This is a genomic window from Nocardia sputi (genome assembly GCF_023501985.1).
The window spans coordinates 82,983-95,954 of record NZ_JAMFLC010000026.1; the positions used below are offsets into that span (position 1 = coordinate 82,983).

General features: G+C 65.0%; 10 protein-coding genes and 1 pseudogene. 5 read left to right on the forward strand and 6 right to left on the reverse strand.

Features of this window, described 5'->3' with window-relative positions:
• Positions 1-206: 206 nt before the first annotated feature.
• Positions 207-1,604, reverse strand: coding sequence for an ABC1 kinase family protein (locus M8859_RS29935; RefSeq protein WP_249645209.1), 1,398 nt, complete (start codon positions 1,602-1,604; stop codon positions 207-209).
• Between the two features lie 754 nt (positions 1,605-2,358).
• Here M8859_RS29935 and M8859_RS29940 point away from each other — a divergent pair.
• Complete coding sequence (locus tag M8859_RS29940) at positions 2,359-3,570, forward strand: PucR family transcriptional regulator (protein ID WP_159928494.1); 1,212 nt, start codon at positions 2,359-2,361, stop codon at positions 3,568-3,570.
• 300 nt (positions 3,571-3,870) lie between these two features.
• On the opposite strand, the gene M8859_RS29945 is transcribed toward M8859_RS29940, so the two are convergent.
• From M8859_RS29945 to M8859_RS29960, 4 genes are all read right to left on the reverse strand, one after another.
• The gene (locus tag M8859_RS29945; protein WP_159928492.1) at positions 3,871-4,503 is read right to left on the reverse strand and encodes a TetR/AcrR family transcriptional regulator; all 633 of its coding nucleotides are present in this window, start codon (positions 4,501-4,503) and stop codon (positions 3,871-3,873) included.
• A gap of 82 nt (positions 4,504-4,585) precedes the next feature.
• Entirely contained in the window at positions 4,586-5,209 is a 624-nt protein-coding gene (locus M8859_RS29950) for a TetR/AcrR family transcriptional regulator (protein WP_159928490.1), read from the reverse strand.
• A gap of 357 nt (positions 5,210-5,566) precedes the next feature.
• On the reverse strand, positions 5,567-5,824 hold the full coding sequence (locus M8859_RS29955; RefSeq protein WP_159928488.1) for a DUF2798 domain-containing protein: 258 nt from the start codon (positions 5,822-5,824) through the stop codon (positions 5,567-5,569).
• Between the two features lie 194 nt (positions 5,825-6,018).
• On the reverse strand, positions 6,019-7,578 hold the full coding sequence (locus M8859_RS29960) for an amidase (protein WP_249645192.1): 1,560 nt from the start codon (positions 7,576-7,578) through the stop codon (positions 6,019-6,021).
• Positions 7,579-7,867: 289 nt separating this feature from the next.
• Here M8859_RS29960 and M8859_RS29965 point away from each other — a divergent pair, with 289 nt between their 5' ends.
• The 4 genes and pseudogenes from M8859_RS29965 to M8859_RS29975 all read left to right on the forward strand — a co-directional run.
• Positions 7,868-8,143 (forward strand): hypothetical protein, encoded by a 276-nt coding sequence (locus tag M8859_RS29965; protein WP_159928486.1) that lies wholly within the window; start codon positions 7,868-7,870, stop codon positions 8,141-8,143.
• 397 nt (positions 8,144-8,540) lie between these two features.
• Positions 8,541-8,780, forward strand: a complete 240-nt coding sequence (locus tag M8859_RS37740; RefSeq protein WP_372492950.1) for a carbohydrate-binding module family 14 protein — start codon at positions 8,541-8,543, stop codon at positions 8,778-8,780.
• 222 nt (positions 8,781-9,002) lie between these two features.
• A complete protein-coding gene (locus M8859_RS29970; protein ID WP_249645193.1) occupies positions 9,003-9,644 on the forward strand; it encodes a hypothetical protein in 642 nt (213 codons plus the stop codon).
• Between the two features lie 272 nt (positions 9,645-9,916).
• Positions 9,917-12,400 (forward strand): annotated as a pseudogene (locus M8859_RS29975) (Tn3 family transposase); the annotation flags it as partial.
• Positions 12,401-12,455: 55 nt separating this feature from the next.
• Here the strand turns inward: M8859_RS29975 and M8859_RS29980 are convergent.
• On the reverse strand, positions 12,456-12,887 hold the full coding sequence (locus tag M8859_RS29980) for a hypothetical protein (RefSeq protein WP_249645195.1): 432 nt from the start codon (positions 12,885-12,887) through the stop codon (positions 12,456-12,458).
• Positions 12,888-12,972 lie beyond the last annotated feature (85 nt).

The following is a 12,972-nucleotide window of genomic DNA, read 5'->3' on the forward strand; positions in this document are numbered from 1 at the left end:
CATGCGGACCACACGTCGATCGCCGAATTCCCGCGTACGCCGCCGCAAGGTGAGCCCGCCCACTGCCCTTTCTCCACTGGGGCCCCGCCGTTCTGGCACACCGCGCGAGTGCGTGGCACTGCCCGCCGTCATCTGCCGGGCCAGGAACATCGGCGAGGATGAGTCGAAAGGCAGATCAACTTCCGCGCAGCGCGGTGATGACCTGGTCAGCGGCGGTAAGGTGGCCCCGATAGTTGCCCGGCTCGCCACCGTGCCGTCGCCCGCCCGATATCAGTTACCGGAGGCTCGCCGTAGAGCCACTCACGGGCCAGGCGATGCCAATTGTTGGTCGTCTCGAGCTGACCGAGCGCAGCGAAGGTGAACAACTCCGCCCGCCTGGAGAACACGTGCTCAGCCGGAAGCAGCTGATGGCGCATACCCCGGAATTCGTCCGCCCTCGGGTCGACGGCGAGCACCACTGCCGCGGTGGCGAGCTCGGGGGTGATCGTGATCTGCTCGTCGAGCAGATGCCAACCCGAGGCAGCCCATACGTATTCCAGACATTCCTGTGGTGTGACGCTCGCGTCCGGGTCGATGATGCCGCGTCCGACCCACGCCTGGTACAGATCCCCTGCCCGGTGTTCTCCGGCGGCTAGCAGGGACGCACGCTCGAACTCGGCGTCCGCGGGATTCATCCGGTAATAGAGCCCGAAATCCACGAAGGCGAGTCGACCGCCCCCGTCCAGAAGGATGTTGCCGGGATGCGGGTCACCGCAGAACTCGTAGTCGGAGAACAGCGAACTGATGTAGAAGCGGTAGATCAGCTCACCGATCCGATCCCGGTCGGCCGCGGGCAGAGCCTGAATCTCTTGAAAGGACCTCCCTGCGACGAACTCTGTCACAAGAACGTGGTGCGTGCAGAGTTCTCCGACACTGTCGGGGACGGTGGTGAAGGGATGTTCGTGGAAGCGCGACGCGACTGCATGCTGAGTCCGCGCTTCGCGAAGGTAGTCGAGTTCACCGCCGATGTTGCGTGCGATCTCGTCCAGCACGGCGGCGTCGGCCGCGCTCGGCAGCACGGATCTCCACACCTTGGCGAACAACTGCAAGTTACGCATGTCCGCATGAACGGCCTCATCCACACCGGGGTACTTCACCTTCACCGCGACCATGCGCCCGTCATGCAACCTCGCCCGATACACCTGGCCGATCGAGGCTGCGGCCACGGGCGTCTCCTCGAAATCGGCGAACACTCGCGACATCGGCCCGAGATCACTCTCGATGACCTTCCGCATCGCCTTGAACGGAACCTCCGGTGCGCGATCTCGAAGTTCGGCGAGCTTCACCCGAAACAGTTCACGGTGGGATTCGGGAACGAGGTCGACATCGAGAACCGACAGCATCTGGCCCAGCTTCATCGCCGCGCCCTTCATGCCGCCGAGCACTGTGACCATTTGCTGCGCGGCTTGCAGAGCGGAACGCTCAGCGAGTATCTGCCGGGCTTCGTCAGGCCGACCGATCATGGACAACCGAGTCCCGACTCCACGCGCAGCCTGCCCCGCGACCAGTCGGCCCAGCCGACTGCCCCGCGCCAGTCGACCTCTGGGCAGCTGACCGGCCGCCATCAGTACCTCCGTGGGCCGACCCATGACCTGTATCCCGTCGCTGGTTTCGGCCGTTCCCGCAACGTCGGCCGTCACTTCAACGGTCTAACAACTTACAACAAGCGGCAGTGATATACGACAGCTGAAGTTGAAGCGAGCGAAGCTCAGGACTGTGTCAGCGCGTCCTGCCGGTAATCCCGGGAGTGTGTGCCGATCGGCTGGAATCGAGTGTGCCCCAGCTCACCGCCTCTTCGGAGGCTTATGGCGTGGCAACAAACCGCTCGAGCGCCAGACCGGCTTGTCAGCGATCCAATGCTCCATGCGTTCATTGCCGGCCGCTCCATCTTCTGCGACTGATTGACGATTCGTTGTTCGCACCGAATCGGGCATTCCACCCTGATCGACCTCCGACGACTGGCGTCCACTGCTGGATCCAGTGGCCGAAGGATCGCGCAACTCCTGGCCGACGTTCGCTGCTCGCGCGGCTTGTGAGCGCTATCGCAAATAGTGAGCAAATGTGTCGCGTAACCACCGAAGAATTCCTTTTGACGGTGTGTCGAATGGTCTTCCGCCGCATGTCATCGCCATGGTTCACCGACATCGAGGGGTCGGGCAAAGAAGAGTGGAAGGTGAGTTCGGGATCCTCTTATCGTTGGACCACGACCGATGAAGGGCCAGGTCGAATGCGTTCGCCGGGAGTTCGGCCGCCTCGCACGGCTGCCGACCGCACCATCGGCCGGTAGAGCCGCAGCAACCAGGCGGAAGGGAGTCGACGATGACAGCCGACGGGGCACTTGGGAATGGATTGACCGTCTCGGGCAAACCGATGCCCTTACCCACACACGGCGTGCGGGAGGTGTCTCGGCAGCTGGCCCCTGGTGACGTCGTCCCTGGTGACGCCGCCGCCATCACCAGGGTCTGTTTCGAGCTGTCAGCCAGCATGCTGGACGGGCAGGATCTTCCGGCGAAGACCGGCCGGCTGGCCGAAGCGGCGGCCGATTGGGCCCGGGAGGGCGTGTCGATCGACACGATCCTGCATTCCATCCACGAAGGATTGAAACTCGGTATGGATCTCATCTTCTCGAACGTGACGGTGAAGGACTACGCCAATCTGGTAGACGGCGTGAAGCTGGTGGTGGAAATGCTCGACATCATGAGCGCGACTGTCGCCCGTGCCTATGTCCGTGAGTACAAGGCGGCAGTCAGTGAGCACCACACCGCCGTACACACTCTGACCTCCGCGCTGCTGGGGGGATACGCCACTACAACAACGGCCTGCGAACACGGAATAGGCATTGCCGACGAGTATTCGGTTCTGGCAGTGGATATTCCAAAACACCCCGACGAGCAGCATCCGATGCTCGACGGCAAGGTCGTCGCCCGCCGCAAACTGCGCCGCCTGCAGGCCGAGCTTGCTACCCGCTGCGGCGAGAACGCACTCGCGCTGCTCAGTGTGGACGGTGGGACGATCCTGATCCCGACTGCGACGCTGAGCGGCGGGCGTCTCGACGAACTGCTCGCCCAGCTGTCGGCCGCCGCGCGCGTACCCCTGACAGCGGCCGTTGTCACAGCATCGGCCACTGAAGTGCCCGGTGCAGCCGACCGCGCTCACGAACTGCTCGACACGGTGCGGCGGCTGCAGTGTGCCCCCACCCTGTACCGTTTCGCCGATGTGGCGTTGGAGTACCAGCTGACCCGGCCGGGTCCGGGTCGTGAAAGTCTCGGGTCGCTGCTGGACCCCCTCGACGATCACCCCGAACTGCTCCAAACCTTGCAGTGTTATATCGGCAACAACCTCAATCGCCAACGCACCTCCCGCTCGTTGCAGATCCACACCAACACCGTCGACTATCGGCTCAAGCGCGTCAGCCAGCTCACCGGATTCGATCCCACTACTACGTCGGGTGTGTGGCAACTACGTTCGGCGCTCATCGCCCGCACGTTCAGCAAGCGCAGCCAACCCGATATCCCGGTCGACGCCGTGTAAAACTGCCATTGCGAATTCCGACCATTCGGACACGCCCGCCTCATATTCGAGTGTGACGAAGTTGTGTGGTTGCACGAACATCGCGATCTCAGCCGGAGACCAGCCAGCTCAGCTTCAGCCGTATGCCGTGATCGAATGTGGGACGGTGACTCGGCGATCCATGTCTCAGGCGGACATACTCGGCAATTCATCTGTCTGCTCTTGTTGTGAGCAGGATCGTCGGCGCGGTGTCAGTCGCTGAATGTGACCGCTACCAGCCGAGCGGCCGTACCCGATCCGGTGACTGATAGTGCGCAGTGGCTATCCAGAGCTTGTCGATGCCTCGATTTCGGCTTCGGCCCCTGCCGCGATCAGGCGGGCGGTCATGACGATGACTTCCTGGCGCTCGCCGGTGTCAGCGTCGAGTAGCGCGGCGCGGACTGCCGCCGCGAAACCGACGTTGATCAGAACGAACGCTATCGCGTCGTGGGCATTTCCATTGCCGGGGCCGAGCACCTGGATCAGCAGAACTTTCAGTAGTGCGCGCAGGCGTGGTTCGAATCCTGGGAGGCCGCTGTTGTAGTAGGCCAGCCCTCCCGCCAACGCCCGCACCAGTGAAGCATTGGCCACCAGTTCGTCGGTGACGGCCTCGAGGATGGTGATGGCCAGTTCCAGAACGGTTCTGCCGGCGGAATCGGACACGCTGCGAATAAGGTGCTGTTCGATACTTTCCAGCAGGCTTTCCAGCAGTTCGTCCACCATGACCCCACGGTCGGTGAAGTGTCGGTAGACAGTATTGACGCTCACCCCGGCCTCGGCAGCGATCCGGTTGGTCGAGGTATTGGCGATCCCGCGTTCCCCGAACAGGCGTGCGGCAGTATCAAGGATGTGCTCCCTGGTCGCCTTCGCGCGTTCCTGTGTCGGACGACGAGTCGCCTTCTTCTGCGGGGTCACCTACCCGCTCCTGTCTGTCGGCCCGGGAGGCTCGATGTTGTGCGGCTTGACGGTGGGCCAATCGTTGCGCGTTCGACCTGCGTCATGCCGAGTCTCTCGTGCGTTCGGATTCGATCCACGCAGCGACCGCACGCGCGGTGATGGTGAGAGCCCGTCTACGTTGCTGGTCGTCGATCTCCAGTACCGACGCGCGGAGCGCTGCCGCGATCCCGGTGTTGATCAACACGATGCTCATGATGTCGTATTTGTGGTCGTCGCCTGGGCCGAGCAGCTGGATGACCAGCACTTTGGCGAAAAGACGTAGACGGAGTTCGAGTTCGGGGATGCCGGTGTCATAGAACGAGACCCCGCCCGAGAGCGCGCGTATCAACTGGGCGTTGGCCACCAACTCGTCGGTGATGACCTCCAGAATGGACGCCACCAGCTCCGCGGTGGATTGTCCGGCGAGGCCGAACACACGCTGGGTGAAGCGCTGTTCGGCATTTTCCAGCAGCCGCTCGATCAGCTTGTCCACCATGACCGTGCGGTCGGTGAAGTAACGGTAGACAGTGCCGACACTCACTCCGGCCTCGGCGGCGATCCGGTTGGCCGAGGTGTTGGCGATCCCGTGTTCTCCGAACAGGCGTGCGGCACTGTCGAGGATGTGCTCCCGGGTCGCCTTCGCGCGCTCCTGTGTCGGACGACGGGTGCCACTGTTCGACGGCATAAATACTCCTGCCTGCTGTCGCTGGGAAGGGTCACCGTCGCCAACCCTACGGTCTGTGGGAGCGCCGGATGAACGGCTCTGGTGCACTTGCGGTGGCGGCCGGGTCTCGGTGACGGCACGATGTCTCGCGGAAAGGGGAATCTGCTGTCGGTGTGGCATTTCGCCGCACCGATGCCGCCGGGAGGAACTGGTGATGGTGCAGCGGCGGCGCCAGGTGCTTTGTCGACACCGACTACCGGGCCACCAACGACCCGGCCCATCTGGCTCTGTTCGTACACTCGGGCGTGGCAGCGACGCTACTTCGCGCGGACGAGGGGACGCGATCGGACGGTGAGATGGGCCGGCCGTCCATGGTGCTTACGGTGCTTGCACCAGTGCAGCGGTGATACGCCGCACCGCAGGCAATACCAGCAGCAGCGTCGGGAAGGCGATGGGCCAGGATACGGCCCAGGAACGCAACCAGACCCCGATCGCGAGGCCGTCGCTCATCAGCGTGCTGATCAACGAGACGATGCAGGTCATCAGGATCGACAACAGCATCGGCATGATCACCGAGGTGTAGCGGGCGGGCAGCTTGCCGAAGCCGGTGCGGGACTGGGGATTCGCGGAATTCATCGGTCGCTCCGTAAACGTCTCGTCAGTCAACGACGCCGCCTGGTGGCGGGCCGGTGCGTTGGTTGACGTGAAACGCTTACGGCGAGCGAGGTCGCGGCACCGAGCTTAAGCAGCCGCGTGCGGCAGTGCAAGTCCGGCTCGCACCGCCGCACGGCGCCGAAGGTCCATCGGGTCGACACCCCGGGGAGTGCGCCCTACTTCGGCGCCTGGAAGCCGCCGATCTTCTGCTCGAGCAGTTCGGCCAGCCGCAGCGGGGTGCGGTCCTCGAATATCGGACCGATGAGCTGCACTCCCACCGGCAGCCCCTCAGGCGACCGGCCCGCGGGTATGGCGGTGGCAGGCAGGCCGGGCATGGTGGCCACACCGGCCCAGACGAGCTGGTCGAAGTACGGGTACTCGACGCCGTCGATGTCGATATGCCGGTTCTCCAGACCTCCGTTGTGGTCGTGCGGGAAGGCGGGAGTGGGCGTGATGGGGCACACCACGGCATCGAACTCGGCGAAGAGCTGCCGCCAGCCGTGGCGGTGGAGTTCGCGACGGTTGCTCGCCTCGACCCAGTCGCGGTGGCTCAGCACCATGCCGCGCAGCCGCGCCGCATCGAGACTCCGGTCGTCCGCGCTCAGGGCGGCGGCGTGGGTCTGCAGCTGTTCGTACGCGTCGAGGGAAATACCTGCGGCGGCGTTCGACAGCATCAGCAGCATGTAGAGCGTCGCCGCTTCGGTCGGATCGGGCAGTAGCGGACTGCGCCGTTCGACGCGGGCGCCCTCGTCGACGAGCGCCTCGGCGACCCGGTTCACGCCCGCCCGCACCGCCGATCCGGTCGGAATGAGCGGATGGTCCTCGATGATCAGGACACGGAAGTCCGACAGCCGCTCGTGGCGCGCGGGCGGCAGTGCGACGTCGTAGGCGACGCCGTGGGTCAGCGGGTCCGGTCCGGCCATCACGTCGAGCAGCAGCGCGAGGTCGCGGGCGGTGCGCGCCATCGGGCCGACGACGGCGAGGTCGAGGTCGACCGGCAAGGCCGGCGCAGGCGGCGCGACCATGCCGCGGGTCGCCGCCAGCCCGAGTGTCGGCTTGTGCGCGTAGACACCGCAGAAATGCGCGGGGGTGCGCAGCGAACCGGCGAGGTCGGAGCCGATGGACAGCGCGCCGAATCCGGCCGCCAGGGCCGCCGCCGAACCGCCGGACGACCCACCCGACGTGCGACCGTGATCCCACGGATTGTTGGTGGTGCCGTAGATCTCGTTGAAACTCTGAATATCTCGCAGCATCAACGGCACATTGGTTTTACCGAGCAGCACCGCGCCGGCCGCCTTCAACCGCGACACCTGTACCGCGTCCTCGGCAGGCACATAGTCCCGCTGCGCCGGCATGCCCCAGGTCGTGGGCTGGCCAGCGATATCGTAGGACTCTTTGACCGTTACCGGAATACCGAGCAGCGGCCGATCCTCGCCGCTGGCGCGCGCCTGGTCGGCATCGCGTGCGGCAGCCCGCGCATGGTCGAAGTCCGGTACACAGATCGCGTTGATCATCTTGTCGTCGCGCTCGATACGGGCGATCGCCTCGTCGGTCAGTTCCACCGAGGTCACCGCACCGACACGCAAAGCAGCCGCGAGTTCTTCGGCCGATTGAAAATTCCGCTCCATGAATTCGACGCTATTAGCCTGCGGCAGAGGACATAAAATGGTGCTTCGCACAACGGGAAAGTCGAACGGACCACCTGCATTGGTGAATTCACGCACCCGTTCTGCCATCGAGGACGGCCGACTCCAGGTCACAGCGTCGGCAGTGGGCCAACTCTCCAGCACAGGGCATGAAATGCCACTCCGCACAACGGGATGAATGTCTCAATGCTCATCCCCACGCCCCCGGACCCAGACTGATCGGCTGACGCCCCGAGAAAACCGATCTGCGGATCCAGAAGATCCGTAGTGCGGGTTCGCTGACTGGCTGATCATGTCGGGCCTTCGCGTCATACTGACGGTCATGGGGTATGAAACCGTGCGGGGGCATTCACGCAGAGGACGGGTAGGCGGGAGTTACGTGAGGGGGTCGGTCCGCTTCACCGACCGGCGCGCACCGCAGCGGCCGGGGCGTTACCGGTCCCCGTACTTCCACGGTTACCGCAGTGCGGCGCCTATGCCGATCCTGTGGGGCCTCGCGGCGCTCGTGGGCGTCCCGGTCCTCGTGCTGGTGGTGCTGGCGCTCACCCACATGGGATCTCCCGATAGGCCTGCCGACACCGCTGTGGTGCCCTCGTCTCTCGCGCCCGCGCAGCCGACTCCCCCGCCGAAGTCGTGCTTCCCGTTCAACTGCTGACCGCAAGACGCGCGTGGCTCGGTCCGTTGTGCTGCCGTGCTCGACGGTCGATTCGGACTGGCGTCAGTCCTTGCGCCCCAGCAGCGCCATGGCGACGTTGCGGCGATCACCCGTGGTGATGAGTGCGACTGGAATCGCAAACGCCGCTCGCAGGCGCAGGGGTTCCGGCAATAGCACCAGTTACGGCGGAGTTGTTGGTGGTAAACGATTCTCATTGGACGGGGCGAGTGGTTCGGCGTTGCGCGTCGGGGTTGTGAGGAGATCGGCGCGTTCACGCGTGCGTCCTCCCCGCCCATGCCATGATGCGTGCGGCCCTGACGCTCACCCGAAGGAGACAACAGTGCGACTCACCCGCCTTCCGGTTCTGCCCGCCGTCGCGCTGCTCGGTTCGGGCCTCATGCTCGCCGGCTCGTCCTCCGCCCTCGCTGCAGGCCCCGGACTCGACGTCGCGGCCTTCAGCTGTCCCCATCCCGACGGACTCTTCCCTTACCCCGGGGACGTGACGAGGTACTTTCAGTGCTCGAACAACGTCCCGACCGTTCAGAGGTGTCCGGACGGCCTGAATTGGAACCCGACTGGCCAGTACTGCGACTGGCCGGCCAGTGCGGGCGCGGTGGCTGGTGCCCGGCAGCGGTAGGAGCCGCGGGAAGAACAGGCGAGGATGTAGAGAGGCCCACAGGGAACGGGCAGACTCTTTGAAACGGGACAATCCGCAGGTCTGGCCCTGGCGGCATCGGCCCGCATTTACGCGTAGACAGTTTCGCGGCGGACGCCGAATTCCTTGACCAGCCCTCGGCGGAAGTGGCGGGTGGCTACATTCCGCGGGAACTGGGTCTATCTGTGTGCCACGGTCGGCAGCGTGATCACCTTTGTCCTTCTGTTTCAGCCGTGGCTGACCACTGGCACCGGCGGGACGGACGGTGTGATCCACGCCAACGCCTTCGGACGAATTCACGTCACTACCTTCTGGGTTGATCTCTGGGCGCAAACATCGGTACCGAATCCGAAAGCCAGCGGAACGTGGGGCATCCTCACCAGCGTCGCGATTGTCATCACGGTGTGCAGCGTGGCGGTCAACAGTGTGGCCCGCACCGCGGCGCTCACGCACCTGGTGATCGTTGCCACGGTATTCGTCGCCATCTTCACCGTCACCACCGCGCTCTACCTGAACAGCAAGGGCGACGAACTGACGCGAGTGGTTTCCTATGGCGCGGCCCGGGACCCGGGGACCCAGATCGGATTGCTGATCCGATGGGCCAGAGGCCACGACAATTATCCGGCACCGGGGTTCCGCCAGGTCTCCTACGCCACCTACAGCCTCACATGGTCTGCGATCTACACTTTCCGCTATGGCTGTTGTCGCGCAATGGCTTCGAGGACGCGAGAATCGGCTGCACCAAAAGAGGCTGAACAAATCGGCCGCAGAGACAGCGTAACCGGTGAGCAAGAAAGAGGATTGACGACCGCAGCCGGGCCGTTCGCGCGGAAGTGTGGGCTTTGATTCAGCAGCACGAACCCGGCTACCGTGACGATCCCGCTGTGCGGACTTCCCTCGAGATGGTGAAGCAGATGTTCGCCGAACACGTCCCGGTTGGCATATTCGGCACGGCCGGTCAGCGCTGTAGGGGTCGCCGTAGCATTCGCCGAAAATCGGGCGGATATAGCGTAGTCGGCTGGTAAGGCCCAGTTTTCGTGTTCGCGGTGCGGATGTGGCTGGTTGGTGCTTGGCTGGGTGGCCGATGAGGTTGATCGGCACGGGTGGAGGCTGGGTTCGTGGCGACGCGGGTGTTCGCGGACGAGGAGTTGGAGCGTCTGCGGGGGTTCCCGGAGATCAGCCGTGAGGAGTTGTTCCGGTATTTCACGTTGACTCCGGCTGATCTGGCGTTCGTGGATCCGGGCCGGGGTCGGGGCCCGGCGGATCGGTTGGGGTTGGCGGTGGCGTTGTGCACGCTGGGGTGGTTGGGGTTCGTGCCGGATCGGTTGGCGACGGCGCCGCCGGTGGTGGTGGCTCGGCTGGCCGAGCAGTTGCGGGTGGATCCGGTGGAGATCGGCTCGTACGGTCGGCGGGCCAAGACCCGCACCGAGCATGTGCGGCTGGCGGCGCAGTATCTGGGCTGGCGGCCGGCGGGGGCGTTGGAGTTCAAGGAGCTGGATGAGTTCCTGCTGGCACGGGCGATGGAGCACGATTCGCCGACGTTGCTGTTCCGGCTGGCGTGTGAGTATCTGATCTCGGCGCGGGTGATCCGGCCGGGCCCGGTGACGGTGGTGGAACGGGTCGCGCACGCCCGCCACCAGGCCCAAGCCGAGACTTACGACCGGTTGGCGCACGAGTTCACCCCCGAGCGGTGCGCGGAGCTGGACGCGCTGCTGATTGTCGATCCGTCGCTGGGGATGTCACGGTTGCGGTGGCTGTCGACCGGACCTGTGGAGGCCTCGGCGACGGCGGTGAAAGCCGAGGTCGACAAGCTGGGGTTCCTGCGCAACCTGGGTGCGGACACTGTGGAGATGTCGGTGCTGCCCGCGGAGCGGCGCCGTTTCCTGGCCACGATGGGCCGCCGCCTGACCCCGCAGGCCCTGGAGCGCCGTGATCCGCAGCGCCGGTATCCGATCCTGCTCACCGTGCTGGCACAGTCGGCCACCGACGTCCTCGATGAGGTGGTGGCGCTGTTCGACCAGGCGATCTCGGCGAAGTTCTCCACCGCTGAACACCGGATGCGTGACGAACTCGCCGAACGCGGCAAGTCGGGTGAGAACCGCCAGGCCCTGCTGGACGAGCTCCTAGAAATCATCAACGACCCGCAGATCCCCGATGAACAGGTCGGTGGCCTGGTGCGTGGTGACCGCATCGGGTGGGAGCGGTTGCGGGCGGCGGTCGCCCAGTCCAAACCCAGGCTGCCGCGTGACCACGGGCATCTGGCCGCCCTGGACGGGTCGTATTCGTATCTGCGGCAGTTCACCCCGGCGGTGTTGTCGGTGGTGCGGTTCGCCGGCGGCACCGCGGCGACTGAGCTGCTGATCGCGGTGGACATGCTACGAGAGCTCAACGCCACGGGCCGCCGCAAGGTGTTCGATGACGCCCCGGCCGGGTTCGTGCCGACCAAGTGGCGTGGCTATCTCGACGAGGCCCGCAAATCGGGCAGTTCCACCGCCTACCGGCACTACTGGGAGCTGTGCGTGCTGCTCGGGCTGCGGGATGGGCTGCGTAGCGGGGATGTGTATGTGCCGGGGTCGCGCCGGTATGCCGACCCGGCGGCCTACATGCTCACCCCGGCGCAGTGGGAGCCCCAACGCACCGAATTCTGCCGCCTGGTCGGCAAATCCGCCGACCCCGCCCACGCACTGGCCACCGCGTCCGACGAGCTGCACGAAGCGGTCGCCGAGCTGGAGACCGTACTCGCCGAGGGCGTGGGCCCGGTGCGCCTGGACGAGGACGGGGATCTGGTGATCTCGCCGCTGACCGCGGAGGAGGTGCCGGAGGAGGCGAAGGCACTCAAGGCCGAGCTGACCGAGATGCTGCCGTTCGCGCCGATCGTGTCGCTGCTGATCGAGCTGGACAAACGCACCGGCTACCTGGACTGCTTCACCCACGCCACCGGCAAGCAGGCCCGGACCCCGGAGCTGAAACGGAACCTGATCGCGGTGCTGCTGGCGTATTCGACGAACCTGGGGCTGACCCGGATGGCGGAGGCGTCCGGGATTTCCTACGACATCCTCGCATGGACCAGCGAGTGGTATGTGCGGGAGGAGACGCTGCGGGCGGCGAACTTGGCGCTCATCGGCTACCACCAAAGGTTGCCGCTGACCGCGGTGTTCGGCGCCGGCACCCTGTCCTCGTCGGATGGGCAGCGGTTCCCGACCCGCGGCAAGTCTGTGACCGCCCGCGCACTGAGCCGCTATTTCGCCAACGAGGGCCTGTCGACCTACACCCATGTCACCGATCAGCACGCCACCTACGGCACCAAGGTCATCGTCGCTACTCGCCGCGAGGCGCACTACGTGCTCGACGAGATCCTGGGCAATGCCACGGATCTGCCGATCACCGAGCACGCCACCGACACCCACGGCGTGACGCTGGTGAACTTCGGGCTGTTCGACCTGCTCGGGTTGCAGCTCTCGCCGCGGATCCGGGACCTGGGGCGGATCACCCTGTACCGGCCGGGTACCCGCACCGAGACCGAGGCCCGGTTCCCACACGCGGGCCCGCTGATGACCCGGAAACTGAACCTGGACCTGATCGCCGAGCACTACGAGGAGGTCGAGGAACATCGCTGAGAAATCCGGCGCTTAGCGGTTACCGCACATAGCCGCGCTATCAGAGATTTTCGGCATCCGTCGGCCTGCTGCGGAACAGTGCGAGGATCCGAAGGCTGAAGCTGAGGAAGTAGAGAACTCCGCCCACGATTATTGCGGCCATACTGAGCACGTAGACCCAACTCGGTTGGCCCGGAGGATAGAAGGAACTCACGCTGACCGAGGTGACCAGGCTGCCTCCGATAAGTATCCACGACAGGGTGCGGTTGAGCAGTATGCGGCGGGCCCTTGCGAATACACGTTGTTCGGCAGCACGCTCGGCCGACGAAGCGTCCGGTTGCCCAGCATCGTCGGATGCCACACGCAGCTCCGCCAGCTGGAGGGAGATCTGGCGTTCGATCGTGTCCTTACCCTCAAGTTCGACCGGCCAGTCCCGGTAGAGCTGCAGCAGCGTTTCAAGCTGTTCGTGTGGAGGAGGCTTGCGAACATTCAAGCGGGCTACCACGGCTGCAATGAATGGGGACTGCTGCATGGATAGGTGACAACCGAGTTGGCTTGCCCTTCGGGTGGGCTGGAAG